At 44.9% G+C, this 26,727-nt stretch carries 28 protein-coding genes; 7 read left to right on the forward strand and 21 right to left on the reverse strand.

From position 1 onward, the window contains the following. Positions 1-101: 101 nt before the first annotated feature. Positions 102-1,772 (reverse strand): glycoside hydrolase family 13 protein, encoded by a 1,671-nt coding sequence (locus KNQ08_RS06260; RefSeq protein WP_214805116.1) that lies wholly within the window; start codon positions 1,770-1,772, stop codon positions 102-104. Positions 1,773-1,996: 224 nt separating this feature from the next. Between KNQ08_RS06260 and KNQ08_RS06265 the strand changes: the two genes are divergently transcribed. From KNQ08_RS06265 to KNQ08_RS06275, 3 genes are read left to right on the forward strand one after another with little or no spacing between them, the layout of a single operon-like run. Further along, on the forward strand, positions 1,997-2,614 hold the full coding sequence (locus KNQ08_RS06265; protein WP_064299693.1) for a hypothetical protein: 618 nt from the start codon (positions 1,997-1,999) through the stop codon (positions 2,612-2,614). A 48-nt stretch (positions 2,615-2,662) separates the two neighbouring features. Then, positions 2,663-3,457: a thymidylate synthase gene (locus tag KNQ08_RS06270; protein ID WP_214723526.1), complete on the forward strand. Its 795-nt coding sequence runs from the start codon at positions 2,663-2,665 to the stop codon at positions 3,455-3,457. After that, on the forward strand, positions 3,454-3,930 hold the full coding sequence (locus KNQ08_RS06275; protein ID WP_064299692.1) for a dihydrofolate reductase: 477 nt from the start codon (positions 3,454-3,456) through the stop codon (positions 3,928-3,930). Before KNQ08_RS06270 ends, KNQ08_RS06275 begins: the two co-directional genes overlap by 4 nt. Before the next feature lie 50 nt (positions 3,931-3,980). Here KNQ08_RS06275 and KNQ08_RS06280 read toward each other — a convergent pair whose 3' ends face one another. Further along, entirely contained in the window at positions 3,981-5,498 is a 1,518-nt protein-coding gene (locus KNQ08_RS06280; RefSeq protein WP_214723528.1) for a GGDEF domain-containing protein, read from the reverse strand. Between the two features lie 80 nt (positions 5,499-5,578). Beyond that, positions 5,579-6,973, reverse strand: a complete 1,395-nt coding sequence (gene fumC, locus KNQ08_RS06285; RefSeq protein ID WP_214805117.1) for a class II fumarate hydratase — start codon at positions 6,971-6,973, stop codon at positions 5,579-5,581. A 117-nt stretch (positions 6,974-7,090) separates the two neighbouring features. Between fumC and KNQ08_RS06290 the strand changes: the two genes are divergently transcribed. After that, positions 7,091-8,395, forward strand: coding sequence for a hemolysin family protein (locus KNQ08_RS06290; protein ID WP_133207471.1), 1,305 nt, complete (start codon positions 7,091-7,093; stop codon positions 8,393-8,395). A 22-nt stretch (positions 8,396-8,417) separates the two neighbouring features. On the opposite strand, the gene KNQ08_RS06295 is transcribed toward KNQ08_RS06290, so the two are convergent. Genes KNQ08_RS06295 through KNQ08_RS17025 form a run of 3 tightly spaced genes read right to left on the reverse strand, consistent with a single transcriptional unit; the run spans position 8,418 to position 10,973 of the window. After that, positions 8,418-8,819, reverse strand: a complete 402-nt coding sequence (locus KNQ08_RS06295) for a reverse transcriptase-like protein (protein ID WP_214805119.1) — start codon at positions 8,817-8,819, stop codon at positions 8,418-8,420. Then, positions 8,812-9,771, reverse strand: coding sequence for a CobW family GTP-binding protein (locus tag KNQ08_RS06300; protein WP_023468590.1), 960 nt, complete (start codon positions 9,769-9,771; stop codon positions 8,812-8,814). The genes KNQ08_RS06295 and KNQ08_RS06300 overlap by 8 nt, the downstream gene beginning before the upstream one ends. Positions 9,772-9,782: 11 nt before the next feature. Next, on the reverse strand, positions 9,783-10,973 hold the full coding sequence (locus tag KNQ08_RS17025; protein WP_214805121.1) for an HD domain-containing protein: 1,191 nt from the start codon (positions 10,971-10,973) through the stop codon (positions 9,783-9,785). A 140-nt stretch (positions 10,974-11,113) separates the two neighbouring features. On the opposite strand from KNQ08_RS17025, the gene KNQ08_RS06310 reads away from it, so the two are divergent. Then, positions 11,114-11,599, forward strand: a complete 486-nt coding sequence (locus KNQ08_RS06310; RefSeq protein WP_064299688.1) for a hypothetical protein — start codon at positions 11,114-11,116, stop codon at positions 11,597-11,599. 269 nt (positions 11,600-11,868) lie between these two features. Here KNQ08_RS06310 and KNQ08_RS06315 read toward each other — a convergent pair whose 3' ends face one another. From KNQ08_RS06315 to yvfG, 11 genes are all read right to left on the reverse strand, one after another. Then, positions 11,869-12,435: a deoxycytidylate deaminase gene (locus KNQ08_RS06315; protein ID WP_064299687.1), complete on the reverse strand. Its 567-nt coding sequence runs from the start codon at positions 12,433-12,435 to the stop codon at positions 11,869-11,871. 47 nt (positions 12,436-12,482) lie between these two features. Then, on the reverse strand, positions 12,483-13,691 hold the full coding sequence (locus tag KNQ08_RS06320) for a toxic anion resistance protein (RefSeq protein ID WP_149427564.1): 1,209 nt from the start codon (positions 13,689-13,691) through the stop codon (positions 12,483-12,485). After that, positions 13,678-14,421 carry a 5-bromo-4-chloroindolyl phosphate hydrolysis family protein gene (locus KNQ08_RS06325; protein WP_050677413.1) on the reverse strand — a complete coding sequence of 248 codons (744 nt, stop codon included), beginning with the start codon at positions 14,419-14,421 and terminating at the stop codon, positions 13,678-13,680. The genes KNQ08_RS06320 and KNQ08_RS06325 overlap by 14 nt, the downstream gene beginning before the upstream one ends. A 251-nt stretch (positions 14,422-14,672) precedes the next feature. Further along, positions 14,673-16,016: a sodium-dependent transporter gene (locus tag KNQ08_RS06330; protein WP_214805123.1), complete on the reverse strand. Its 1,344-nt coding sequence runs from the start codon at positions 16,014-16,016 to the stop codon at positions 14,673-14,675. Between the two features lie 170 nt (positions 16,017-16,186). Beyond that, positions 16,187-17,059, reverse strand: coding sequence for a diacylglycerol/lipid kinase family protein (locus KNQ08_RS06335; RefSeq protein ID WP_035396868.1), 873 nt, complete (start codon positions 17,057-17,059; stop codon positions 16,187-16,189). Further along, a complete protein-coding gene (locus KNQ08_RS06340; RefSeq protein ID WP_214723536.1) occupies positions 17,056-18,573 on the reverse strand; it encodes an ABC transporter permease/substrate-binding protein in 1,518 nt (505 codons plus the stop codon). Before KNQ08_RS06340 ends, KNQ08_RS06335 begins: the two co-directional genes overlap by 4 nt. Beyond that, entirely contained in the window at positions 18,570-19,301 is a 732-nt protein-coding gene (locus tag KNQ08_RS06345; RefSeq protein ID WP_214805125.1) for an ABC transporter ATP-binding protein, read from the reverse strand. The genes KNQ08_RS06340 and KNQ08_RS06345 overlap by 4 nt, the downstream gene beginning before the upstream one ends. 183 nt (positions 19,302-19,484) lie before the next feature. Next, entirely contained in the window at positions 19,485-20,120 is a 636-nt protein-coding gene (locus KNQ08_RS06350) for a 3D domain-containing protein (RefSeq protein ID WP_214770634.1), read from the reverse strand. Between the two features lie 685 nt (positions 20,121-20,805). Further along, positions 20,806-21,015 carry a hypothetical protein gene (locus KNQ08_RS06355; protein ID WP_023468601.1) on the reverse strand — a complete coding sequence of 70 codons (210 nt, stop codon included), beginning with the start codon at positions 21,013-21,015 and terminating at the stop codon, positions 20,806-20,808. A 60-nt stretch (positions 21,016-21,075) separates the two neighbouring features. Next, positions 21,076-21,687, reverse strand: coding sequence for an NUDIX hydrolase (locus KNQ08_RS06360; protein WP_133207477.1), 612 nt, complete (start codon positions 21,685-21,687; stop codon positions 21,076-21,078). Then, positions 21,684-21,905, reverse strand: a complete 222-nt coding sequence (gene yvfG, locus KNQ08_RS06365; protein WP_214805127.1) for a protein YvfG — start codon at positions 21,903-21,905, stop codon at positions 21,684-21,686. Before yvfG ends, KNQ08_RS06360 begins: the two co-directional genes overlap by 4 nt. An 88-nt stretch (positions 21,906-21,993) precedes the next feature. On the opposite strand from yvfG, the gene KNQ08_RS06370 reads away from it, so the two are divergent. Together KNQ08_RS06370 and KNQ08_RS06375 are read left to right on the forward strand one after the other, a co-directional pair. Continuing rightward, positions 21,994-23,568 carry an FAD-dependent monooxygenase gene (locus tag KNQ08_RS06370; protein ID WP_214805129.1) on the forward strand — a complete coding sequence of 525 codons (1,575 nt, stop codon included), beginning with the start codon at positions 21,994-21,996 and terminating at the stop codon, positions 23,566-23,568. 33 nt (positions 23,569-23,601) lie between these two features. Next, positions 23,602-23,919: a hypothetical protein gene (locus tag KNQ08_RS06375; RefSeq protein WP_023468605.1), complete on the forward strand. Its 318-nt coding sequence runs from the start codon at positions 23,602-23,604 to the stop codon at positions 23,917-23,919. 44 nt (positions 23,920-23,963) lie between these two features. Here the strand turns inward: KNQ08_RS06375 and KNQ08_RS06380 are convergent, their stop codons facing one another. The 4 genes from KNQ08_RS06380 to KNQ08_RS06395 form a co-directional block, all read right to left on the reverse strand. Next, positions 23,964-24,518 (reverse strand): hypothetical protein, encoded by a 555-nt coding sequence (locus KNQ08_RS06380; RefSeq protein WP_214805131.1) that lies wholly within the window; start codon positions 24,516-24,518, stop codon positions 23,964-23,966. A 130-nt stretch (positions 24,519-24,648) separates the two neighbouring features. Then, a complete protein-coding gene (gene gpsB / locus KNQ08_RS06385) occupies positions 24,649-24,963 on the reverse strand; it encodes a cell division regulator GpsB (RefSeq protein ID WP_023468607.1) in 315 nt (104 codons plus the stop codon). Positions 24,964-24,968: 5 nt separating this feature from the next. After that, complete coding sequence (locus KNQ08_RS06390; protein ID WP_023468608.1) at positions 24,969-25,529, reverse strand: SLOG family protein; 561 nt, start codon at positions 25,527-25,529, stop codon at positions 24,969-24,971. Next, on the reverse strand, positions 25,526-26,710 hold the full coding sequence (locus KNQ08_RS06395; RefSeq protein ID WP_251133630.1) for a ribonuclease H-like domain-containing protein: 1,185 nt from the start codon (positions 26,708-26,710) through the stop codon (positions 25,526-25,528). The genes KNQ08_RS06390 and KNQ08_RS06395 overlap by 4 nt, the downstream gene beginning before the upstream one ends. Positions 26,711-26,727: the final 17 nt, after the last annotated feature.

Here is a 26,727-nt window from a genome sequence, read left to right on the forward strand (position 1 = left end):
TGAAGCAGGAAAGCGGGTCTTGGTGTCTCGCCTGAGAAAGGGGCGTGAAAAGACGCGTCATTCTTTTTTTGAGTCAGCCCTCTGTTTTATGCCTAGATGAATCAACCTTCAAACGTACGGAAGACGATGGCCTCATAAGGTCGAAGTGTGAGTTCGTCGGTAACAACGGCCCCATCATAGTTTCCGATGACGCGGTCTGACGTATCATGCGTAGACGGAATATTCACATCATGATCCGCAAACGAACAGTAGACATACCATGTCTCCCCTTCAAGCGTTCGTGAGTAGGCGTATACTTCTGGATGATCTTCGAGTAAGAGTTCATAGCGACCATAGACGACGAGCTCATGGTCATGTCGTAGACGAATCAACTGTTGATAGTAATAAAAGATGGATTGCTCATCTGCAAGCGCCTGTTCGACGTTGATTTCCGGATAGTTCGGATTGACCTTCAACCATGGTGTTCCCGTTGAGAAACCAGCGTTCTCCGACGCATCCCACTGCATCGGTGTCCGCGCATTGTCGCGTCCTTTGATATGGATGGAACGTAGTAGTTCAGCCGGTGATGCCCCTTGTTCCGTACGTTCTTTCCACATGTTCCGAATTTCGATATCTTCATAGTCCGCGATGTCTTCAAAAGCGACGTTCGTCATGCCGATTTCCTCGCCTTGATAGATATATGGCGTCCCTTTTAACAAATGCAACAATGTAGCAAGCATTTTAGCTGACTCGACGCGGTACGTCGTGTCATTTCCGAATCGACTGACGACGCGGGGTTGATCGTGGTTGTTCCAATAGAGCGAGTTCCAACCCGTCTCATGTAAGGCCGTCTGCCATTTTGTGAAGTTTTGCTTGAGTTTAAGTAAATCAAACGGAATGACGTCCCATTTCCCATTCGGACCTGAATCGAGATCCATATGTTCGAACGTAAAGACCATGTTGACCTCTTTACGTGCCGGATCCGTGTAAAGAATGGCATCATCCGTCGTCGCTCCTGGCATCTCACCGACTGTCAGGACATCGTATTTACCGAAGGAAGCTTCGTTCATCTCGTGTAAAAACTCATGGACACGTGGTCCATTGATATAATGTTCTCCACCATCTCCATACAGTGCTCCTGGATGGACCGTCGCATCTGGTAAGCCGGGTGTCTTCGAAATCAAGTTGATGACATCCATTCGGAAACCATCAATCCCTCGATCCAACCAACGACGAATCATCCCGTACACATCGTGACGCATCTGCTCATTTTCCCAGTTCAAGTCAGGCTGCTTCTTCGAGAATAAGTGTAAGTAATACTCATTCGTTGTTTCATCATATTCCCAGGCAGGTCCAGAGAAAATCGATCCCCAGTTGTTTGGTAGCGAACCGTCTGGATTTGCCGGGCGCCACATATAATAATCCCGATATGGATTGTCCTTGCTTTGACGCGACTCCGCGAACCACTGATGTTCATCTGACGAATGATTGATGACGAGGTCCATGACGATTTTGATATCTCGTGCATGTGCCTCATCTAGAAGACGATCAAAATCATCCATCGTCCCGAATTCCTTCATGATGGCTTCATAATCACGAATATCATAGCCATTATCGTCATTCGGTGAATCATAGACAGGACTTAGCCAAATGACGTCGATACCAAGTGTCTTCAAATAATCCAACTTTTCGATGATTCCGTTCAAGTCACCGATTCCATCCCCATTCGAATCATTATAACTACGTGGGTAAATTTGATAAACGACACTATCATGCCACCATTTACGTTCCATCCTCAACACTCTCCTCTTTTATGTACGTAACGTGCTACATATTGAGCAAACGATTGCATCAATTTGTAAAAGCGCTTTCAATTATCACAACGTCATCTTAACATGTCCATGAGAGGTGCTCAAGCAAGAACCTTAACATATTTGATATCATGAAATATGAAATACAAGTGTTTACTACATCCAAGATGATGGGAAAGGAAGGTATGAGAAAGGAGTGTGGACAAATGTATCGTCGATATTTGCTCTTCCTTGTCTGGGCGATTGCTATTGTCTTCATCTTATTATTTGGAAATAATCGTGTCTTTCCAGAAGGTTTCTTGATTTCGTTTTTACGTTTCGACCAAAGTCAATTTGATACATCCGCGTTAAGTTTATTTGCTTTACTCGGTATTTATCCGTTCGCTTTCTTTTTACTATTTCTAGATGAGAAACGATTCATGCGCCCCGGACCGCTCGTCGCAAGTATTGGATCGTTCTTCTTAGGTGCCTTCGTGTTGATGCCTTATGTCGCCCTCGCTATTCCAAGGAAAACGTTTCTTCCTTTTCGTCGTCGCGGGTGGATTCCTACCGTCGTCGCCTTACTTAGCGTCGTGACGACATTATTGCTTTGGATTGCTCTTGCTCGATCTGATTGGAGTATATTCCGCATCTACTTTGAGACCAATCAATTCGTTCGAACGATGACCGTCGATTTGTTATTATTCTACATTCTGCAAGTCTATCTGCTCCGGCGCATTCGTGTTCGGAATGCACAATCATTAGAGTGGCAAGACGTGATTCCGCTCTTTGGCTTATTTCGTTATCTATTCGCAAGACACTTACCGACATCCTCAAAATCTTAATTTATGGTACAATGAAATTTGGATTTTTCGAAAAGGAGATGTCATCCGATGGAACAATATCATGCACTTTGCGAACACATTTTGGAACACGGAACAAAAAAGGAAGACCGGACGGGAACGGGAACACTCAGCGTGTTTGGTCACCAAATGCGCTTCTCCCTTCAAGATGGCTTTCCTCTCATTACGACGAAAAAGTTACATATGAAGTCGATCATCCATGAGTTGATTTGGTTCATCTCGGGTGATACGAATATTCGTTATCTACAGGAAAATGGTGTGCGGATTTGGAACGAATGGGCAGATGAGAACGGAGATCTAGGTCCTGTTTACGGAGCACAATGGCGCTCTTTTCCACGTCCAAATGGCACGACGGTCGATCAGCTGGCACAAGTCATTGAACAGATCAAAACGAATCCGGATTCTCGTCGTTTGATCGTCAGTGCTTGGAATCCTGGACAAGTTGATGAGATGGCGTTACCACCTTGTCATCTCTTGTTCCAATTTTATGTCGCTGACGGAAAACTATCATGCCAATTGTATCAACGTTCAGCTGATGTTTTCCTAGGCGTACCATTTAATATTGCATCTTATGCGTTACTGACACATATGATTGCTCATGTGTGTGGACTTGAGGTTGGTGACTTCGTTCATACGCTCGGTGACGCTCATATCTATTCAAATCATATTGAACAAGTTAATCTTCAGTTGACGCGTACCCCGAAAAAATTACCGACGCTGCGCTTCGCTCGAACAGTCGATCGTATCGAAGACTTCCGCTTCGAAGACATCATCATTGAAGGCTATGATCCTGATCCGCACATTAAAGGTGTGGTAGCCGTATGATCACACATATCGTAGCGTATACAAAAAATCATGTCATCGGTCGTGACAATGCGATGCCTTGGCACCTTCCAGCTGATTTAGCTCACTTCAAACGTACGACGATTGGCAAACCGATCATCATGGGACGAAAGACGTTCGAATCCATCGGACGACCGTTGCCCGGTCGAGAGAACATCGTCATTACGCGCGATCAGACGTTTGCAGCCGAAGGTGTAACGGTATGGCATGATCTATCTGCTTTACAACCATACGTCGATTCAGAAGAAGAAGTCTTTTTGATTGGTGGTGGAGAGTTGTTTGCTCAAACGCTTCCTCTTGCTCGCCGCCTGTATGTCACTGAAATTGATACGGTTCTTTCTGGAGATGTACATTATCCCGAAATCCCATCTTCATTTCAGATTACTTCCGAAACACATTATGATGCGGTCGAGGGAAACGATTATCCGTTCATCATTCGTCGATATGATCAGTAACTAAAAAACAGCCACATTGCTCCGTATGACGGACAAATGTGGCTGTTTTTTTAAGGAATTTGCATGATCCATTCAGCAATCCATTCCTCCATATCAGAATCGATCTGTGAGGTCATGATATAGTCTGTCGCACCGCATGATAACGCCTTGGCTAAACGATCGTCTTCTTGATCTGTCACGACCAAAGCATCAATGATCGATTCCCGTTGTTGTCTCCACTCCTCTAATCGTACAAAGTTCTCGCTTGCTAACTGATCGAGTGAAAGAATCGCCAATTGTATTGGCGACGTCCGTTGATCATCTAGCGGAATCACCTCAATATGGTATTTCGGATGATCCGGCATATCAAGCGTATGTACCTGTTTAAGGAATCCTTCCTCGACACGGATATAGACTGGTATTTTTTCGATCGATATCGCTGTCGAATAGGACACCACTTGATTACGACCATTACGTTTCGCTTGATATAGAGCTTCATCTGCCTCTGCTGTTGCTTGCGCCAGGGATGTGTGGAGATCAAAAGCAAAGGAGAGACCAATCGAAACTGTTACTTTTAATCCGTTCGCAAAAATATGGCGCTCGACACGCTCGCGAATTTTATTCATACTCGCAACTGCTTGCGGTACTGTTTCTGCTGAAAACAATAAGATGAATTCCTCACCACCGAAACGAATGAATTCATCATCGAGACGAGCGGCTTGTTGAACGACGGTAGCTAGTTCGGAGAGGACCAAATCCCCCGTTGGATGTCCATGTAAATCATTGATCCGCTTAAAATGATCGATATCAAAAATCGCTAACCCAAATGTCCGCTGTTCACGTTCGAGACGTGCTACGCGACGATCATAGGCACTTTGGAGGTATTTCCGGTTATAAGCTCCCGTCAGTTCATCGACCAAGATCGTCGAAGATACGACCCTTAATTTTCGTAATAGTCTCGCTAGACGAACATGTCGTTCTTCATTCGTCACTGTCTCATCCCAGTAGTCATCAGCTCCCATCTCATAGCTGACTTGACGAATGTCAGACCGGTTCGGACCTACGATGATGACGGGAACGAATGCTGACTCCATTTGTTTGATCAGTTTTTGAGTCAACTCTAAGGATTCCGCGATAGATGCATGGTCGATGATGACAGCATCCATAGCAATATCATGTGATATCGACAACGTGTCTTCCACCGAACTGAAGAATCGTGACATATAGCGCTCCTGTTCGAGCGATTTCTTCCATTTGATATTCTCAAGAAAACGTCTTGTCACAGTGACGACCAATTCTTTTCGAATCCGATTGGCGCGTGAGCGTTCAGACAACTGATCGACGATTGGCCGCAGTAATTCTTTAACGATCGGCTGAGTGATGACCGCATTCATTTGTTCCCACGTCGCTTTTTCCCGACTCACTTGATCGGCAAGTCCTTTAAACAGTTCCTCTCTCCCGAGCCCTTCAAGCCAGCTTGCTAATGCGAGCAATTCTGTCCGTGGCACGGTCGGCATCCGAAGTAACGTCTCCACCATGATGATCGTCTGTTGCAGTTGTTTTTCTATCCGTTTTCGACTCCGTTCCATCCAATCCCCTCTCTTTCCATACATCCGAAGAACCGTCCTCGGATAAAGAGAAAGCGAGGGAATTCCCCCGCTTTTTCAACTCACGCTTTTAAGTTCGGACGGACCATATCTGCTGGTACGATCCATTGTTCATATTGTTCTTCTGTTAGTAGACCAGTCGCAAGTGCTGCTTCTTTTAAGGTTGACCCGGATTGATGGGCTGCCTTTGCAATTTTCGCCGCATTCTCATATCCAATGTGCGGGTTGAGTGCAGTGACGAGCATCAACGAACGTTCGACGTTCTCAGCGATGACGGACTGTTCTGGTTCGATTCCGATCGCACAGTGGTCATTGAACGAATGCAAGGCGTCTGTCAGTAAGCGAACGGATTGTATGAAGTTATACATGATGACCGGCTTGAAGACGTTTAGTTCGAAGTTTCCTTGACTTGCAGCAAAACCAATCGTCGCATCGTTTCCAAGGACTTGCGCAGCGACCATCGTCAACGCTTCACTTTGAGTCGGATTGACTTTCCCAGGCATGATTGAGCTTCCCGGCTCATTTTCTGGAATCGTGATTTCGCCGATCCCTGCTCGTGGACCTGATGCGAGCCAGCGAACGTCGTTTGCGATCTTCATCGCGTCCATCGCTAACGCTTTGACCGCACCATGCGTAAAGACGAGTTGATCGTGGCTTGTTAGGGCGTGGAATTTGTTTTCCGCACTCGTGAATTCATATCCCGTTTCTTCACTCATCTTTTGCGCAGCCAAATCACCGAACTCAGGATGTGCGTTGATGCCCGTTCCAACAGCCGTACCGCCGATTGCTAATTCCGTTAACGGATCAAGCGTCCGTTCGATCATTTGCTTCGAAAGTGCAAGCATCCGGACCCAACCGCTGATTTCTTGACCGAGTGTGATGGGTGTAGCATCTTGCAAGTGTGTCCGTCCGATCTTGACGATATCTGCAAACGCGTTCGCTTTTTCGTCAAGTGTCGCATGCAAAGCATCGATTGCTGGGAATAGTGATTCCAACAAGACTGTCTTCGCCGCTAAATGCATCGCTGTCGGATATGTATCATTTGAACTTTGTGATTTGTTGACGTCATCATTCGGATGAATCGTCGTCTCACTGCCTTGTTCTTTCAACTTGCGTGTCGCGACCCGAGCGATCACTTCGTTGACGTTCATATTTGACTGTGTACCTGAACCCGTTTGCCAAACGACAAGCGGAAACTCATCATCGAATTTCCCCGCGATGATCTCGTCACATACTTCAGCGATGACACCCGCTTTTTCTGCCTCGAGCACGCCTAAGTCGCGGTTCGCAAGCGCTGCTCCTTTTTTCAGGACTGCAAAGGCACGAATGACTTCAATCGGCATTTTTTCCGTTCCGATCTTAAAGTTTTCTAGACTACGTTGTGTTTGTGCGCCCCATTCCTGCGCTTCTGGTACACGAATTTCCCCCATCGTGTCACGTTCTACACGGTATTCCATAAACAAATTCCCCCTTTTGATTATTTCTCTTTTAGTTTAACGCAAAAGTAGACAGAATGGGAATGAGAGAGACAGTTTTGGGGAATAGTTTATTATCGAAAAAGGAGTGAAGATTTCATGTGGTTGATTAACTTAACGATTGTACTGCTTTTGATTCTAGCAAACGGAATTTTTGCGATGACCGAACTCGCTTTGCTTTCCTCCAAACGGTCGAAATTAGAGAAAGCAGCGAATGATGGTAAAAAGTCAGCCCATGTTGCGTTAGAGTTACTCGATCGACCAACCGATCTGTTATCGACCGTTCAAGTCGGCATCACGTTAATCGGAATCGTCAATGGTGCCTTTGGTGGTGCTGCTCTCTCAGGACCAGTCATCAATTGGCTTGCTCAATTCGCGTTGCTCGCCCCTTATGCCAGTACGATTGGCTATATTCTCGTCGTGACGATCATTACCTATATTTCGCTCGTCATCGGTGAACTCGTTCCTAAGCGTGTCGCCCTTGTCAGTCCAGAACGGGTCACGATGTGGCTTGCCCCACCGATGCGTTTTTTCTCGATCGTGCTTCGACCATTCATTTGGGTCCTTAGTAAGTCGACGAGTTCCATCTTCCGTTTGATTGGTCTGGATCGCCTGCAAACAGAAGACGAGACAGAAGACGAAGTTCGGCAATTACTGATTCGTGGTACGCAAGAAGGAACCTTCAATCGGTCTGAAGCGGAGCAAGTCTCTCGTGTGTTTGATTTTCATGATTTGTACGCTTACGAACTGATGGAGCCGCGTACCGTTACCGAATGGATTGACTTAGCGGATGACTCCGACACGATTTTACAAGAGCTCCGGCAAGCGCGACATCGAAACTTACCGGTTGGTCATGGTGACTTGGATCACTTCGTCGGTTTCATCGATGCGAAAGAGGTGCTATCAACGGAACGACCTGTCCAGGAACTTGAACGACTGATTCAGTCACCACTGATCGTTCCCCGTCAATTAAAAGCAACCGTCTTGCTTGAACGGATGCGCAAAGAGACAGTATCAATCGCCTTTGTTCTTGATGAATACGGTGGTTTCCTCGGCATGATCACCTTATTCGACATCCTCGAAGCATTCGTTGGCGAAATTTCAAGCGTCGAGGAAGAACCGGAACTCGTCATGCGAAAGGATGGCTCCTTCCTAGCGGATGGTCTATTGCACATCGATGATTTAAAGCGGACGCTCGGTTATACAGAAGACTTACCCGGTGAACAGTTGAACGCCTATCATACGGTTGCTGGTTTAATTCTATATACGTTAGGTGATGTACCCTCCCGTGGGAGTACTGTCGAAATTGGACCGTACCGGTTTGAAGTCGTTGATTTAGACGGACGACGCGTCGACCAAATTTTGATTGAGCGCATCGAACATGAACAAACACCCCTACCATGAGGATAGGGGTGTTTGTTGTGAATCATGCTTCGTATAATCGTAACGCCTCTCGTGCGACACGATCTGCTTTATTCTCCGACCGTGGAATCCACTTTACGAAGGCAAGTGGTAAGAGTTGATAACGCGTGAAGGCTGGATCAAAGATCGTCTGCGTTCGTTTGTTCTTGACGAATTCACGTTCGACCGCGAGTGCAACTGCTTCTGAATCCGTCCGAAACGAAATGACGCTCTCGCCTTGTGCGATCAGTTCATGCGCCCACTCGACGGCTTTCGCAAAAGCAATAAATTCTGCTTCATGATTATTGATCGCTTGAATTTGATACATTTTTTCCGTGACTTCGCCCTCGGAATTTTTACTGAAAAGCCCAACCGCTGCTTCATCATTTGAAGGACGGACCGTACCGTCAAAATAAAGTTCAACCATGTTCAATTGCCGCCTCGATTCCTTTTCGTATCGCTTGTTCATCTAGCCCTTTCCCAATGAAGACGAGCGTCGTCTTTGGTTGTTCACTAAATGGTTCTCTGATCGCTGTTCCATAAATCATGCCAGTACCTTGTAGAATGACCTTTCGATCCGTATCTGCAAAATGAATGATCCCTTTATAGCGATAAAGATCTTCCGCATACGCTTCTAACACCTCACGTAGGACCATTCCGAATCGATTCCGGTTCAAGGGTCGTTCCTCGACGATCGTCAATGCCGTGAAATCCTCAACCGACTGATGAATCTGATCCGTTTGTTGACTGAGTCGTACTTGCTCTTCTTTTGGAAAATGGAACGTTTCAAACAGTCGATCCGATTCAAGTTGAGCCTGTTCCGTTTCAATGATAGCTGCAGAAGGATTTCGTTCGCGCAGTAAAGCGGACAACGTTTCGCGCTTTGACTCGTCAATCAAATCCATTTTGTTCAAGATCAGGACGTCAGCAAAGCCGATTTGTTTCACATTTTCTTGGAACGTCAGTTGACGTTCCAAGTGATACGCATCGATGACCGTAACGACACTGGAAATCTGATAGGACTGTTCAACAGCTGGCTCAAAATAGAATGTCTGTAGAATCGGTCCTGGATCAGCGACACCTGTCGTCTCAATCAATAATCGATCAAACGATAGCTCCCCATCTCGACGGCGTTTTGCGATCCGTAGCAACGCATCCCGTAAATCGCCGCGAATCGAACAACAAATGCAGCCATTCGTCAATTCGATCATCTCTTCGTCACTTCGTTCAATCAATGCTTCATCAATATGAACAGAACCTACTTCATTGACGAGCAAGGCAAACTTTTCTGTCGGTTGAGAAACGAGATGATTGAGTAGCGTAGTTTTACCGGCACCTAAAAAACCAGTAATGACGGTCGTACGTATTTTGTCTTGCATGATTTCACTCCTTAGCGTCCTTGTTGCTGACGCCATTTTTCTTTTCGTGCATCGAGTAGATCAATCGCATGAAGATACCAAGCATCTGTCGTTTGCGGCGTAACACTTGATCCCCACTCGCGTTTACCATGGTGTGATAATACCATATGCATGAGACGGTGATAAACAGCACGCGGTAATCGGATATCTTCTTCTCGAAGTGCTTGTTCGAGAACAAAACAACCATATGGCATATGACCCATCAATACACCGTCCGGATCAAGCGCAATACCTGCCAGTTCTTCCTCTTCTTCTGTTACGTGCAACAGTCTTGAAAAACGATCTGTCGATGCACCCGCATGCGTATACTCCCATAGCTTTCCGATGTCGTGCAATAAAATACCGAGCAACAACTCATTCGGATTCGGTCGTTGATCTAACAGAGCAATCCCTTTTGCCGCTTGATAGAGGGCATCAAAACTGTCATCCCAAGAAAATTGACGTATCTCTCGTTCAGCTGCTTGGAAGAGTTCATTTTTATGATCGGCTTCTGCTTCTTGAATACATTTGAGTAGCATCAAGTATGGTTGTTCACTATCACAAATTCCTCGACCAATCGTCATCATACAAGCAGTATGTTTCAGCAAACCACCGATATAGGCATGGTGATGAAACAGCGCAGCCGGTCGTGTTGAAAAATCCGCCCAGTACTGTCGCAGAATCGAGAGCGCGATTTCTTGGTAAGGAGAATCAAGTTGACCGACTAGTCCAAGCAACTGATCACGATACGTTTCAAGCGATTCATCTGCTGGTAATTGTGGTAGGAACTGCGTCGGTGAGGCGTCATGAATCGGAGTGACGCGCTGAACGGTCAATGACTTGTTTCCGGATTGCGGCGGATATTCCTCTACCTTTGCCTCGACCCGAACGATTCGTGTTTCGAGATATGGACGAAGTCCTTCTTCTGCCGTTCCTTGATTGATCCACTGTTTCCCCTTACAAGATCCAGCGGGCGAATTGAACGTGAACTGCAGCCATTCTCGTCCGGTTTGACCTGTGCGGATTTCACCCGAGGCAACGAGTAAAACTTCTTCGATTCGTTCACCCGAAACAAGCGTCTCTATCGAAAGTCCAATCGGTTGATTCGATTGATGGATGGAAAAAGTATCATTTTCATAAGAAGGCATCGTCACTTCCGGAAGTGCTTTGAATAATTGAATCACGTCATCTCACTCCTTTTTCTTCACTCATATCATAGCAGACACGATTTCATCACGACTACTAGTAAACAGATATTGTAAGCGTTTTCTAAATGAATTATGATGAAACTGGAAGTCCATTTTATGCTTAAGGAGGAGAAACGATGATTCGACCACTTACTCAACTATACAGTGAAGCTGTTGGCACACTCGATCAATGGACGGTATCCGAAATCGTGACCCGCGATCAAATTCGGCAAGCTGTCCAGTTGTACGATCCATATCAAATGCATACGTCATATGCTTTGGAACATTTGTTGATTCATGAATTGCGTGAAGCTTGTCATTATGTCCAAGAACAAGGGCTAACGTTGGCTGATGCGCAAACAGAGCTTCTCATCCTCTCTGCTTTCCAAAGTGATGCCGGCTATCAAGCAGAAGAAATTCAAGATATGTCTCCCACTGCAATCAAACGGCACTTGTCTTCGCTAGACGCCGCATTCAACCGACTATTACATCAACTATTCTTACATCAATCGCAACCAGACATCCTCTGTCAGCGATTCATGACGATCCTTTCAGGTGCGGTCGCCACAAAATGTGCTATCCGTGCTAAACGCCTCAAGGAAGCGACACTTGTTCATCCATAAAAAAAATCCTGACTCATGTGAGTCAGGATTTTTCATTCAACGACCTGGCATTCCAGCTCCTTGATTGGTTTTGTATGAAAATGCGGCGTTCCGCTTCGTCATATTCTATAGTCATCATGCCAAACTATTCAAGGTCTGTCAATTCTTTTCTAAAAAAAAGTGGACCGATTTTCGATTGAAAATCAGTCCGAATGGAAGAGTGAATAATTACCATGGCAATGCTTGATTTCATCATACAATGCAATGGAAGCGTTTACAACCCTTTTTCGTTAAATTTTTTCAAGAAAATATTCGTTTGCGAGTGGCAAGTGGATGACTTCGATTCCACTTTGTCGCATGAGATTCAATCCGTCCCCATATTCATAACCTGTCGAATAAACGACACGATCGATTTTAGAAGCGATGAGCGCTAAACTACACGCATGACACGGACTATGTGTGACATAAGCTGTTGCATGACGAGCGCTCGTCGAATCAGCTGCTAGCTTACCGAGCGCGTTGATTTCAGCATGAATCTCATGTTGCTTCGACCATTCATGGTGTTCTTCCTGATTTTCGCACCGATAAAAGAGAATCCCGTTTCGTTCAATCAATTCTTCAACAATCGGGTGGTCAGGACGCGATGTATAGAGAATACCATCTTGCTTTAAGTAAATTTCGTTGCAATTCACATGCTGACTAGGTGTTCCGTTTATTCCGATTGAAATCGGCTTTTCATCTTTGACGATGACACAGGCAACGGATTTTGAGGCACATTTTGAATGACGGTCTGCCATCATCCGTGCGAATAATAACCATGTCGTATCCCATTTCAACTGCTTCTCTTCATTATTCATTCAAACTCTCCTTTCATGAAGGAAAGGAACACGAAATGTCGTGTTCCTTAGTATGGTCGATTCGGTAATTCTCTGCTTTTTGAGGCGACTTCGATGACTTTTTGTTTCAATTCATTCTCCATTCGCTCTAGTTCATGCTCTGCGTCGCGGCGCTTTTGTTTTCCTTCTTGTTGGATGCGTAATGTCTCATCCAGTGTCTCGATCAAGTTTTGGTGCGCCACTTTTAACGATTCAACGGATACGATACCTTTTTCGTTTTCTTCCGCAATTTCAATCGACGATTCCTTCAGCAACTTCGAATTTTGCTCAAGTAACTGGTTCGTCGTATTGGTGACATCCTTCTGCATTTCAAGCGCTGCTTTTTGACGCGACAGACTCAAAGATAGGACAACTTGGTTCTTCCAAAGTGGAATCGTATTGACGACTGCTGATTCAATTTTTTCCGCTAGAATTTGGTTATTTTGTTGAATGACACGAATTTGCGGTGCCATCTGCAAGCTAATCGTTCGGGATAATTTTAAATCATGGATTTTCTTTTCAAAACGATCCGTCAATTGAATCAAGTCATTCAATTCCTGTAACTTCGTTTGATCCCGCGATACTTCAACTTCTGTTCGTAACGGTTCGATTTCATGTTGGCGAACGTGAGCGATTTTCGTCTCACCAGCCGCAATATAGACGTTTAATTCTTCAAAATAGCGCTTGTTCTTTTGATACATTTGATCGAGTAACGTGATGTCCTTCATCAATCCAAATTTTGATCGATCAAGATTGTGTACGACTTCTTCTAGATACGCACTCATCTTCTCGTATTGTAAGAAGTACGTCTCCGCTTTTTTCTTCGCCCGACCAATGACCGGTACGTTCGACCAGAAGCTCTTTTTTTCTTGGAGTGTATCTGGGTCCATTTGGCGGACACGTTGCATTAAGTCACTCAGCAATTTTCCTGCTTCCCCGCCGTCCTTCATCTTCACTTCACTTAAGACTTGATCAGAGAATTGGGATAGTTCACGCTGGACGGGCGCCCCGAATTGCATGACGGCATCCGTTTTTTGAAGATCAATCACCTGCAGTAGACGTTCAATCTTTTGTCGTTGTTCTGACGGAACATCTGAAGGAATCATCTCTTCTACTGGTTGCACAGGCATTTTCGGTGGTGTCTCTGCTACATTCAGATCGACCGACGGATCAGAAATCGTCGGTTGATCTTGCTCATCAGGCCATTGTTGCCATGTATCTTTATCAGAATGGGTCATGTCGGTAACTCTCCTCCTGTTTTCGTTGTTCAGTCTCTTGCGTCAACACCTTTTCAATCGTCAAGAGTTCCCGTTCTAAATCAACGGTATCCCCTTCAAGCAACAAGGTTTGTTGTTGCTTTAATTTTTGTCCGATCATTTTCAAGTTCGAAATCAATTGATTTTTCGTATCCAATTGAACTTGAGCACCACGGCGTTCCAAATCGGCATATTTTTCTGAAATCGACAATAAGGAATCCAGGTAGAACGTAAAGAAGTCCCGAACTTTTTTGACGTCGCGCGGACTTTCATATAACTCTTCGAACAAGACATGTGCTTCACGCGAAACGATTCGCATCTCACTTCTGATTTCACCATCTCGAATGGAGGGAACAATTTGATCGTACGTCTGGATTTTTGTGAATCCTTCTTCGATCGTCCGTTGCAATACTTGAAGTTCTAAATCATCCGTCTCTTCAAATCGGCGTGTCGCCCGTTCCGGTTTTAAAATGACACTTCCGACGAACTCGTCTTCGTCATCAAGTAGTAATTTCTTTTTCACATTTTTTCGCTTAATTTCGGTCGATTTCCGTTCTGTCCGATATCGTCGACCTGGTTTTGTTCGATAACCGCTCCAAATGAACCACAAACCAAGAGCGATGAAGATTCCCGAGAAGTTGAACGTATCGGCCAATTGTAGAAATACGAACATCATACCGATGGAACCAAATATCCACCATGAAGACTTCATGTCATCCCCTCTTCCTTCGTACTGATTCTTCTATCAGGTTTACGTGTCTTTATTTTAACATTACGTAACGTCTAACAAAAAGTTTCCCGTTTTTCCGAAATGTTACGCCTCGTGTATTTATATTTCAACATACTTTTAAAAATATCGCATCAGACCGAAGAATGAACTATCCGTTCTTTCTTTCGCATGATTCTTTTGACAACAAATAAGGTAGTCGACAAAATTGTCGACTACCTTAAAAAAGTGATCAATTATCCGAATAATGGCCATACAAGGATGATCAAAATCGCGATTGGACTCAAGTAACAAACACTCACACGCCACACAGGTACGATTTTTTTCATGAATGGACTCGTCACGAGTTCCTGTTCGACAAGAGTACGATCGAGCTTGTACCCAGCAAAAATCGAAATCAGTAAAGCACCAATCGGCATTAAAATATTCGAGACAAGGAAATCAACGCTGTCAAAGAACGTTTTCCCCATGAATTGAGCATCACTCAACATACCGAACGAGAGTGCGGACGGAATTCCGACGATCGCAATCGCAAGTGTCGCGAACCATGTCGTCCGCTTTTTATCACGCGATGTCGCATTCTCCTTACGATCCGTTAATGAAGCAACAACGACCTCAAGCATAGCGATCGATGACGTGATCGATGCGAAAGCAAATAGAAGGAAGAACAGTGTTAAGAACAACGAGCCAAACTGGATCTGACTGAAAACAGTCGGCAATACGATGAAAAGCAATGCCGGTCCTTCTGCAGGGTCAAGACCCGAAGCAAAAACAGCTGGGAAAATCGCGAATCCAGCTAATAATGAGACCGCGACATTCATCGCGACGATCCATGCGGCGGAACGATTAATCTCGCCACGTTCCTTCATGTAGGAAGCATACGTCAGCATCGCCGATACACCGAGCGATAAGGAGAAGAACGCTTGGCCAAGCGCACTCAGGACAGAAGTTCGGTTGAGGACCGAAAAATCAGGCTGTATGAAGAATTTAACACCTTCCATTGCACCATCAAGTGTCAATGATCGAACGACAAGGATGATGAAGCACACGAATAATAATGGCATCATGATTTTACTCATTTTTTCAATACCGGATTGAACACCACGTAAGACGATCCAACATGTCAAAGCGAGGAAAATCAATTGCCCTGAAATGACATATAACGGTGAGGCGGAAATCGTTCCGAACAATTCACCAAGCGCACCACTGTCCATCGTCGTCAGGCGACCTGTGAAACCAAGAATGGTATAAATCAAGACCCATCCTCCGATGACGCTGTAGAAAGAGAGCAACAAGAAACAGGCGATGACACCAAGTACACCAATGAATGTGAACTTCTTATGACCAAGTGCCGAGAACGCTTGAAGTGCTGTTTTTCCACTCGTACGACCGATTAAAAACTCGGCAATTAAAACAGGCAGTCCAAGTAATAAGGTAAACACGAGGAACAAGAGTAAAAACGCGCCTCCTCCGTTCGTTCCAGTCGTGTACGGGAATTTCCAGATGGCCCCCAGACCAATGGCGGATCCCGCTGCTGCTAAAATAAATCCAACTTTTGAAGCCCATGCGTTTCCTTTCATGGTGCTCCACCTCCTTTTCAAAATACTTTTTCATTGTACAGAAAGAATCTGTGAAAGTCATCCTTTATCAAATATTTTCTTTAAAGCGTCAAAGCATAACCGCATATATGTACTGAAATATAAAAAAGAAGGTCGTTTTTTATGACGACCTTCTCTTCATTCGTACTTTATTATTGTGTGCCTCCATACATGCGCAGGTACTCCGGCAACACTTTAACTGTAACCGGCGTATGGATGGCTTTCTCACCATCTGTATCAATGACTTTTGCGTCTTTTGTTTTCAACTGAAAACCACTCGTCAAGATATGTGTAAAGGAAGGATCATTGGCAAGACCAATTTTTTGAAGAATCACATCTCGAATGGTTGTCAAGTTTACTTCATCGACGATCACTAAATCAAGTTTCCCGTCATTATAGGCTCCATCTGATAAGTTCGTCTCGATTCCACCGAGTGATTCTCCGTTTGCCGCCAGAATGAGAACTGCTTCGCCGGTCATGTGACGACCTTCATCTAAAATCAGTTCATATTCGAAGGGTTGTGCTTCTAGACTTGAGCGAATCGTCGATAGATAATATCCCATCTTCCCGAGACGCGCTTTTTCTTCTGTATCGATGCCAATCGATGCCTCTGCGACAAGACCGACACCAAGGAAATTCAAGAAATAGCTATTTTCGACTTGTCCGAGATCGACCTGAACAACGTGTTGCATCGCGATCGCTTCCGCAGCAAGCCGAGGAGCCATCGGTAAACCAAGCGTTCGAGCGAAGTCGTTACAGGTCCCTCCAGGAATGATGCCAAGTATCGGGCGATCATCCAGTTTTGCGACCCCGTTGATTGTCTCGAACACCGTCCCATCTCCGCCGATGACGACGACCGCATCAAATGCGGACGAATCTTCCGCAAATTGCATCGCATCTCCAGCTTGCTTCGTATTCTTGATGACGATTTCATCGAATAATGTACTTAATGGTTCGATGACTTCTCCAAGTAACCCCGTGCCGTTTGTCCCAGCTGTCGGGTTACTGATCAGTAAAAGTTTCATTGAATGACGCCTTCCTTCTTCAGGTAATCACGAGCGACCTCATTCGCCGTCTTCCCGCCGTATGCGACAGCTTCATTCATTTTTGACATCTCTTCATCTGAAATTTTACCTGACAATTGCTCAAGTGCTTGTTTTACTTCTGGATACTCCTCGATCGTCTCTTGTCGCAGAAGAGGAGCTCCTTCGTATGGAGGGAATAGTTGCTGATCATCTTTTAAGACGACCATGTCGTATTTCGCAATCTCCGGATCTGTCGAATAGGCATCAATGACATCGATTTCCCCTGATTCGATTGCTTTATAACGCAATTTCGGCTCCATCGTGACGACCTTCTGGAAATTGACATCATATTTATCTTGAATCCCTTTATACCCATCCTGTCGATCCTTAAATTCTAACGTGAATCCAGCCGTCAACTGATTCGCGACCTGTTTTAAATCAGAGATCGTCTTCAAATCGTAGCGTTCTGCTAATTTCTTTGGAACAGCTACAGCATAGGTATTGTTATAGTTCATCGGTGGTAGCAAGGCTAAATCTTGTTTTTCAAGACCGGCTTTTGCTTGTTCGTACACTTCTTTTGCATCATTCGACTTCGGTTTTTCATTCGTCAAACTAGCGAGCACCGTTCCTGTGAACTCTGGATACGCATCGATATCACCTGACTCGAGTGCCTTGTAGACAAACGTCGTCTTCCCGAAGTTTGGTTTGACTTGTACCGTCAAATCCGTTTCATCTTCGATGACAATCTTATACATATTCATTAAAATTTCCGGTTCTACACCTAGTTTTCCGGCGACGACGAGATCTGGTCGTTCACTACGCCCGAACGCAAATGGTGCGGCGACGATCGCGACCATCAAGACGACTGCCGTCACGAGACGTGCTGTTTGTCGTTTACGTGTCGCTACTTCCGTTTGACGTAACAATCCATCAAATAAAAGTGCGAGGAGTGCTGCTGGAATCGCACCCAGCAATAATAGATAGTTATCATTGCGGTCAATCCCGAGGAGAATGATCGAGCCTAATCCCCCAGCACCAATCAAGGCAGCAATCGTTGCTGTACCAATGATCAGTACCATTGCTGTTCGAATCCCAGCCATCATGACAGGCAAAGCCAACGGGAGTTCGACTTTCCAAAGACTTTGCATCGGGGTCATCCCACACGCTCGTGCTGCTTCCTTGATCGAAGGATCGACTTCGGCAAGACCCGTGTAGGTATTACGAACGATTGGTAATAAGGAATATAAGACAAGTGCAATAATGGACGGAACTGTACCGATCCCGACAAGTGGTATCATCAGACCGAGTAACGCGAGTGATGGAATCGTCTGGATGACAGAGGTTACACCAATCGACCACTCACTCAGACGTTTGTTACGTGATAAGTAAATCCCAAGCGGAATAGCGATTACACAGGCAATGAGCAAGGAGATGACCGATAATTGAATATGCTCGATTAGCGCTTGAAGCAATTCAGTCTTCCGGTCTTGATACGTTTCGATCAATCCATTCATTCGACACTCCCCCTGACTTGACGCATGAACTCTTGAACGAATGGATCGTTACTGGCTAGTACCTCTTCCTTCGTACCGATGAAAGCGATCTCTCCAGCGTTCATCAGACAGATGCGACTGCCTAGTTTCAACGCTTCGTTCATATCGTGCGTGACAAATAAAATTGTTTTACCAAGCTCTTCGTTTAGATGCAACAAATCATTTTGTAATTGCTCACGTGAAATGGGATCAAGAGCAGAAAATGGTTCGTCCATCAAGATGACGTCTTGTTCTGCTGCGAGTGCCCGCATGACACCGACACGTTGTTGCTGTCCACCAGAGAGTTCACTTGGATATTTTTTCTTAAGTGATGTGTTTAACCCAGTCAACCGAAATAATTCATCGACTCGTTGTACTACTTTCTCCTTTTTCCACTTCAATAACTCAGGCACGACGCTGACGTTTTCCTCAATCGTCATGTGTGGAAAGAGAGCGATCTGTTGTAAGACATAGCCAATTCGCCGTCGAAGTTCATGCTCATTGATCGACATGATCGGTTCACCATCGATCCAAATTTGTCCTTCCGTATGATCAATCAATCGATTGACCATTTTCATCGTCGTTGTTTTACCGCATCCTGAAGGACCGATCAAACAAAAAATCTCGCCTTGTTCAACCGTAAAATTCACGTGTTGCACTGCCTTTGTTCCGTCTGCATACGTTTTGCCGACATCCTTGAATTTAATCACGAACCATCCCTCGTTTCCCGGTTTATTATCTTTGTAAAATTCCCCTTTCTTGGACATTCTAAAACCTATTCCGTCTACTCTTTCCCCTGTTTTCTAAATCCATCATCGAACAGATCGTTATTTTATTCTTCATCAAAACAAAAAGACGATGGAAACTATCCACCGCCTAACCGTAAACTTCTCTTATTCGAACGTCACCGTGACTTGACGGCGACCCCATTCTAAAGCTTCTTGTTTTGAACCGACAAGAAGATCCATGATTTTCCCGCGAATCGCACCACCTGTATCGAGCGCAATCGCATCGCCGAAACCTTCTACATGTACCTTAGTTCCAAGCGGTACGACCGATGGATCGACAGCAACGATGCGACGTCCTTCGTATGTAATCGTATTCGTGACGTCATAACCCGATGCCGTTAAGGCGCGACCATTATACAAACGGCTTCCATTGTTTTCTGGATTCGTCGTATACGCTGTCGTCTCAAATGTTTCCGTACGTTTTGTGGAACGGTCAGCGTTTGCTTGCGTTCGACTTTGTTTCTTTACCTGTCGTGCTTCCTTTTTGGCTTCTTGTGCTGCTTTTGCTTTTTGCTCTGCTTCTGCTTTTTGCTTAGCCAAGGCTTTTAGACGCGCTTGTTTTTTCGCCTCTGCTTGTTCACGCTTTTCTTGAGCAGCTTGACGTTTCATCTCTAATGGATTTTGTACGATCGTCTTCTCCGTACCAATCCCGATTTGTGCTGCCGACGCTTCGTGATGCGGCAAAAGAATAAATATGAATCCCGCTAAACAAAGGGATAAAAGGAATGATGTTCGTTTCATGTTGATGCCAACCTTTCTCGCCGTTTTACGACCCGCACAACGTATCACGGTGACAAATAGTTTGAAAAGCGAACACTATGAATTGAAATATATCTGTCAAAAAGTAACGAAATGGTTACACGCTTACAAAAAACGCTCTCAATCGTTGTGTATCAACGTTTTTATATTTTGTAACCGTTCTGTTACGAATTAATCTTTGTTACTCTTTTGTAATAAATGTATCTTTTCGATGTTTTCAGTCATTTTGTCCAATTCTTCAAAAATCAAAAGAATGTAGGATTTCATTATTATTCAGTCCGCTGGATGAACATAAAAAAACACACCAATTATGTGGTGTGCTGAGTTTGCAAACAAGATGGTCCTGCGGAACCAGTTGTTCCAATATGATGGTGGTATGTTTTAATCGATGATGGTGATCTCTTTTACCCATTATGGGAAGTCTTTCTCCTTCTTCGTTTATACTTTTTTATACCGAAAGAAAGAGGCGAGAAGCGTTTTGTTCAATCGAAATCGCTTCCTAGGGGAAAACAAGCAGGAGCGACCCTGCAATGAAGTGAAGCGGCGCAATGCTTGTTCCAGGAAAACGATTCGAGATGAACAAAAAAGCGCAATCTTTCTCGTTAAGAGAAAAATTACGCTTTGTCTTAAGTCTGAGCAAACCAATTATGTGGTGTGCTTTCATGTATTATTTTGTTTTGCGCTCTAGCAATTCAATCTCTGACTTTAATAAAACTTGTTTTTCAAACTCTAAGCCGAGTGCCTCAAAGTTTTTCGTGTGGGATACATCACCAACGACCGTATTTGTCAATACTGCCGTTACTTCCGCCACCCAGCCTTCTTTCGTTTTTACCATATCGCCAACGATATAATCGAATAACTCTTCTGTTTCTTCCATTTTACTCATCTCCTGACACGTTCAATTACAGTTAATCATATAAAATAACGACCGAAAAAGCTAGTCACGCGTCAATTGAGCTAAGAACTGGCGCAAGATTTTAGCAGTTAGTCCCCAAATCAGATAGTCCCCGTGCTCATAAAAATGCTCCGTGACTGTATACGTACGATCCAGATAGGCTTCTCGATTCGCCATTCGTTCGGTCGGCACTTCCTTACCAGGGCGAATCCGCCACTCCATATCTCCTTTAATCGGCTTTGAAGTCATCAATTCCGTTAATGACACAAGAAACACATGATCGACTTCAGCCGGCGAAGGATTAAAGTCTGTCGCATGGAGAATACCAAGATACGGATAAATGATCGACCGGTTCGGTGTCACGAGTGGTTCAAGCGTTCCAATCACTTCGATTTCAGAAGCACTGACATTTAATTCTTCAACCGTTTCGCGGACAGCCGCTGCTTTCGGTAATTCACCGCCATCGATCCGACCACCTGGAAAAGCGATTTCACCTGGTTGCGAACGTAATGTCTTAGCTCGTACTTGAAATAACAAATAGACTTCGCCATTCTGTTCAACTAACGGAACGAGTACAGCTGCCGCATGACGAGGTAAACGTTCTTCAGAATCTACGTAATGCTTTCGGATATCGGCTAAGTTCACCTGTTTCATCGCCCTTCTTGTGCAACGTGTTGGTACGCCTCTTCCAGATGGCGCATACGGACGATGAGATCCGCATTCTTAGCAATCCGGTCCGATAAAATCGATCCTGCTACCGTCTTGTAATAGGCGTTTAACGCATGTCGTTTCGTCAGATGTGCGTCATTCTGACGGATATATTCTTTAAAATTCGCAATCAATCGTTCTGTCGTAAAAAGTTGTTCGTTCACAAGTTTCATCCTTTCACACGTCAAGCGTGTCATCAATAGTTTAATGGTAACGAGTTTTGGCTAAGATGTAAATTAAGGGGGGTTATCCGTGAATAAAAAATTAGATGTCCTCATTATCGGTGCCGGACCAACCGGTTTAACACTCGCACTTGCACTCTCACGCTATGGATTATCCTTTCGCATCGTCGAACGTGCAAGCGGACCATCTGTCGTCTCAAAAGCGATCGGGATTCAAGCGCGTTCTCTGGAGTTGTTCGCAAGGCTTGGTGTTGCAGAAGACTTGATGGAGAATGCAATCAAAATCAATCAAGGAAACCTCTATGTCAATGGTGCATGGCAGGCAAAACTTGATTTTACGGATTTGAATACACCTTTTCCGTTCGTTACGCTGTTGCCTCAAAGTGAGACGGAACGGATTCTTGAAGCGCAACTCGCCCAATATGGACACGTAGTCGAGCGCGAAACAGAATTAACAGGGTTTGCTCAATTTCCAACTTTCGTTACAGCATCCTTACAACATAAAGGAGAAACAGAGACGGTCGACGCTTCCTTCATCATCGGAGCAGATGGTGCAAACAGTTTCGTCCGTCGTGAACTCGGGCTTCCGTTCAGCGGGAAGTCGTTCAAAGAATCGTGGGCACTGGCTGACATCGAGGTCGACTGGCCGCTCTCTTCTGAGGAAGTTCATATCTTTTTCTCTGATCATGGCGTTATCGAGTCGTTCCCTCTCCAGTCGAACTTGTTCCGGATTACCGGCAATCTAACGAGCGGACCTGTTCCGACCGACCATAAAGCGATTGATGACTTTTTACAAAATCGAGCAAAAGTACCGTTTGAGCTCAAAAAAGTCCATTGGTATTCGATGTTTCGTGTCCATAATCGGATCATCGAGAAATTCGGTCACCACCGGATTTATTTGATCGGGGACGCGGCACACATCAATTCACCCGTCGGTGGTCAAGGAATGAATACCGGAATTGCTGATGCGATGAACCTCGCTTGGAAACTATGGTGTGTCCATCAGTTCAAGGCGAGTTTTCCATTACTTGATTCTTACAGCGTCGAACGTCGGGAAGCGGCACAAGGGATCTTACGATCAACCAATCTTGCGACGGAACTTTTGCAAATCAATATTCCTTTTTTATTGCCCTTGCAGGAAAAAGTCATTCGAAATAGTCTAAAGATCGCACCCTTACATCATTTCGTGACGAACCGAATTGCACAGCTCAACAGCCACTACCCAGCGAGTTCGACCTTCGTCACACAAGGACACTTTAGTCCATTGACACCAAAACCAGGCGAACCGATGCCTTACAGTGAAGTCGTTCACCCGCGGACGAAAAAGAACGAACTATTGTTACGTCGTGCCGATCGGAATTTCTTATTACTACTGTTCTTACCAAAAAATGCAACCGATGATCTTCTTGAGCCATTCAAGGAACTCGCCTATACTTATCCCGATCTATTTGAGACAGTACCGATCCATCAATCCCTTAAAGAGGATGGTGTCGTCGATCAAGGCGGTGAACTGGCACGACGCTTTGGCATCAAGCAATCTGGATTATATTTAATTCGCCCTGACGGTTATATCGCGTATCGCCAACAAGGTTTGAAAAGTAAATCGTTCTCCCGCTATGTTGAACGTTTACTTTATGCGCGTTAACTCGGTATGATAGTAGGTGAGGTGAAGGCAAAGATGGATATACAGCTAGTTCGAACGGTTTTAATCATTCTTTTGGTCATTGCATTTCTCGTCATCGTCAGCAGACGAACGAAGGAAAACCTTCGATGGTCACTGATCGGGGAAGCATTTGGTGAAAAAGGAGAAGATTTATTAAAGGACGCTGCGCGACTCGAAGCAGCTGACTTAGAGATTCGAGTCGAACGCGGCGTCAAAACTTCGTTTTTATTCCGACGTTTCAGTAAAGACTTGGATGATCGCGTAGCGGTGTATGTCTTGAAAGAAGACTTGGATCAAGCTGAAGACATTCTTGCGTCTCGACCAAGACGATGAATTCAAACGAAAAGGCAGTGAAGCGAGCGCTTCACTGCCTTTGTTCATTCCTGTTGTTGCGCGAGATAAAACGCAACTTGTTTTCGTTCTTGCTCTTGAACAGGTGAGGATTTCTTTGAGACGATGAACGCCCGCACATCTTTAAAGCTGTGCCCCGTCGGGAATTTAATTCGTTCCGTCCGCATCTGTGGTGCATTCGGAAAAAGTGTAATGCCATGAATCGGAATGATGATCCCTTGTTCTTTTAGCGTTTTTCGAACCGCTTGAACGATTTGTTTCGACCGATGGATGGGATGAGGTGCAAACACTTTTCTTCCATGCTCAGCATCCGTGACATGACAAGATTCCTCCGTCATCCATTCTACGACCGCATCGTTTTGTAACACGAGGAACAATCCTTTTGGTCCGATTAGCGCAAAAGGAATGACTATCGTGTCAGAAAGACGAATCCGATCAAACAACATCCAATCAAAACGACAAACATGACGGATTTCATTACAGAGTGCATCCGTCTCACTCGTCGTCGGACTCACTTGTTTACTTGCAAAAAAACGACGGCGCGGTGGTTCAGGAACAGAAGCAGTCATGACTTGTAACATGGTTCATCATCCTTTGTAGTATGTATTATTAGTTATCTTAACACCGTTTTCATTCAGATGACGATTCTTTCAAAAAGAAGGAAATAAAAAAAGACACTTCTGATCTGACAGAAATGTCTTTTTTGATGCGTCAATCTTGGTGCGGACGTCCGAAAACGGCCTTCTCTAGATTTGAAATACGACGTAACATGTCATAGTTCGATGAACTTGATACTTGTGGCTCCGCTTGCTCGACGCGGCGCTCTTCACGTTTTACCGGTTGTGCTGGTGCTTGTTTTAACGCCTCGTTCTCTTTCTTCAGACGTTCGATCTCACGTTCGAATCCTTCATAATCTTTAATGATTTGATCCAAGTATCCATCGACATCTTCGATGACATAGCCACGGAGGCCGGTTTTGAATTCCTTTTTGTAAATATCGTCCGCTGTCAACAATGGCTTATACATCCTCTTCACTCCCACTGATCATTGTATTGTAATTCTTGTTCGAGCCAAGATAAATCATCTTGTGTAATTAAAAACAACTGATAATCGGATTGTTCCATTTCTATTCTAGCACGCTCTACTAAAAATTTCGCTGATCCTCCATGTTCTTCATCAAAAACCGACAATAATCCTTGGCTTTTTTGAATCATGAACTCGGTTTTATTACGTAACTGCGATGGATCCGTATACGGTTTCTGGCTGATTGCTTCGACGAAGTCAGCTTGTTCAAGAATGGAAAGGTACTGCGCTTGAACTGGCTCTTTCCAGCGTGCTTCCTGTTCCAAGAACGGCAAAAGAATACCGAGACGAATATGGGGATACTCTTCCTTTAATTCAAGTACGACCTCGCATGCCCAGATTTCGCAACCCGGTGAGGCATTCGTGATAAACCATTCTGTGCCTCGATCCTCAATTAAGCGAATCATTCGCTCACGATATGCTGCCTTTAAGACCCGGATACCAGGGTGTTTTTGATCAAAGATACCTAGTTCATTGGGTTTGTATCCTGTGATGGCGACAACTTTCACACGTCACACTTCCTTTTCAACCGACGTCCTCGATGATCCAGCTCTGCCAAGATTCGTTCTTTTTTAGTAATCAACCAATGATGTCGCTCGACGTGTTGTCGTGCTCGTTCCGTATAATCATAAGCAAGCACTGGATCTTTTGCAATGTGCTCTGCCCACTTCGCAAGCTCAACATACCCTAAATAACTGTCGCTCTTCAAGAAACACTCTCGAGCTTGTTCATGGTTCTTCATTTTTTTATGCAAATATCCTTGGCGCAACCATCCTTCTGCTGATAGTTCTTTGACTTGCTGAAAATGAGCGTGTGATCCTTCATGAATTCCGAGATCTGCCAGCCAAATCGCGATATTTTCTTGAATCGGAGAAGGCGCCTCTGCTCGATGTGTGACGAGTCGATTGCACGCATCATAGAGTCCGACAAGCGTCAGACAGTCATCCAGATGATGTTGCAAGACCCCTGTCATGATATCCGGATGCTGGTGTTCGACGTACTGAAAGTAATGCATCGGTGCCAAAAATCCAGGTAAATCCCCTTCCCGTTCAAATCCGATTCGCTCTTCCATCGCTGTCAATCGATAGGAATCATACATTCCTTTAAAGATTCGTCGCGCGACATGAAGTAAATCGAGATGACCGACTTTCGGCAAACGAGGAACACGTTCCCGAACGAAGACATGACGTGTCTTGATTTGCGGCCAATCAAAGCTTTTCCCGTTATAGGTCACAAAGCGGACATCATCTCCGATATCGTGCAGGAAGTGATGGTAAAAGGCAGCTTCAAAGTGCGGATGCGGTAAGAAATATTGTCGCATCAGCAATCCGCCCTGCTCAAAGCGCGCGAACCCGAGTAAAAAGATCGTCGTTCCGGTTCCTCGTAATCCTGTCGTCTCTGTATCAAAGAAAATGACCTGCTCGAGCGGGACATCTAACGCAAGCGGCGGATGCGGCAATTGTAAGGACTCATACACTTCAGCAAAGCTTCGGTCTCCATGTCGATCTGTTAATGCATATCTCTTGTCGATCCTGACAATCCACTCTTCTTCGAACGTCAAAATATCGGCCCCACGATCAATCCAGGCTTGCTGTTCGTCAGTCCATCCGATTGGTGTTTTCAGCGTCTCCACTTCAGGAGCGGAAGACACTTGATCCTCCGTCGCGGCGTCTGATGTAGATTTCAGCATACGTCTAAGACGATTTT

The sequence above is a fragment of the Exiguobacterium sp. s46 genome, from assembly GCF_018618875.1.
GTDB lineage: Bacteria > Bacillota > Bacilli > Exiguobacteriales > Exiguobacteriaceae > Exiguobacterium_A > Exiguobacterium_A abrahamii.

Coding starts and splice junctions, on each gene's coding strand:
- KNQ08_RS06260 (WP_214805116.1), bottom strand. CDS start 1,772: ATGGAACGTAAATGGTGGCATGATAGTGTCGTTTATCAAATTTACCCA.
- KNQ08_RS06265 (WP_064299693.1), top strand. CDS start 1,997: ATGTATCGTCGATATTTGCTCTTCCTTGTCTGGGCGATTGCTATTGTC.
- KNQ08_RS06270 (WP_214723526.1), top strand. CDS start 2,663: ATGGAACAATATCATGCACTTTGCGAACACATTTTGGAACACGGAACA.
- KNQ08_RS06275 (WP_064299692.1), top strand. CDS start 3,454: ATGATCACACATATCGTAGCGTATACAAAAAATCATGTCATCGGTCGT.
- KNQ08_RS06280 (WP_214723528.1), bottom strand. CDS start 5,498: ATGGAACGGAGTCGAAAACGGATAGAAAAACAACTGCAACAGACGATC.
- fumC (WP_214805117.1), bottom strand. CDS start 6,973: ATGGAATACCGTGTAGAACGTGACACGATGGGGGAAATTCGTGTACCA.
- KNQ08_RS06290 (WP_133207471.1), top strand. CDS start 7,091: ATGTGGTTGATTAACTTAACGATTGTACTGCTTTTGATTCTAGCAAAC.
- KNQ08_RS06295 (WP_214805119.1), bottom strand. CDS start 8,819: ATGGTTGAACTTTATTTTGACGGTACGGTCCGTCCTTCAAATGATGAA.
- KNQ08_RS06300 (WP_023468590.1), bottom strand. CDS start 9,771: ATGCAAGACAAAATACGTACGACCGTCATTACTGGTTTTTTAGGTGCC.
- KNQ08_RS06310 (WP_064299688.1), top strand. CDS start 11,114: ATGATTCGACCACTTACTCAACTATACAGTGAAGCTGTTGGCACACTC.
- KNQ08_RS06315 (WP_064299687.1), bottom strand. CDS start 12,435: ATGAATAATGAAGAGAAGCAGTTGAAATGGGATACGACATGGTTATTA.
- KNQ08_RS06320 (WP_149427564.1), bottom strand. CDS start 13,691: ATGACCCATTCTGATAAAGATACATGGCAACAATGGCCTGATGAGCAA.
- KNQ08_RS06325 (WP_050677413.1), bottom strand. CDS start 14,421: ATGAAGTCTTCATGGTGGATATTTGGTTCCATCGGTATGATGTTCGTA.
- KNQ08_RS06330 (WP_214805123.1), bottom strand. CDS start 16,016: ATGAAAGGAAACGCATGGGCTTCAAAAGTTGGATTTATTTTAGCAGCA.
- KNQ08_RS06335 (WP_035396868.1), bottom strand. CDS start 17,059: ATGAAACTTTTACTGATCAGTAACCCGACAGCTGGGACAAACGGCACG.
- KNQ08_RS06340 (WP_214723536.1), bottom strand. CDS start 18,573: ATGAATGGATTGATCGAAACGTATCAAGACCGGAAGACTGAATTGCTT.
- KNQ08_RS06350 (WP_214770634.1), bottom strand. CDS start 20,120: ATGAAACGAACATCATTCCTTTTATCCCTTTGTTTAGCGGGATTCATA.
- KNQ08_RS06355 (WP_023468601.1), bottom strand. CDS start 21,015: ATGGAAGAAACAGAAGAGTTATTCGATTATATCGTTGGCGATATGGTA.
- KNQ08_RS06360 (WP_133207477.1), bottom strand. CDS start 21,687: ATGAAACAGGTGAACTTAGCCGATATCCGAAAGCATTACGTAGATTCT.
- KNQ08_RS06375 (WP_023468605.1), top strand. CDS start 23,602: ATGGATATACAGCTAGTTCGAACGGTTTTAATCATTCTTTTGGTCATT.
- KNQ08_RS06380 (WP_214805131.1), bottom strand. CDS start 24,518: ATGTTACAAGTCATGACTGCTTCTGTTCCTGAACCACCGCGCCGTCGT.
- gpsB (WP_023468607.1), bottom strand. CDS start 24,963: ATGTATAAGCCATTGTTGACAGCGGACGATATTTACAAAAAGGAATTC.
- KNQ08_RS06395 (WP_251133630.1), bottom strand. CDS start 26,710: ATGCTGAAATCTACATCAGACGCCGCGACGGAGGATCAAGTGTCTTCC.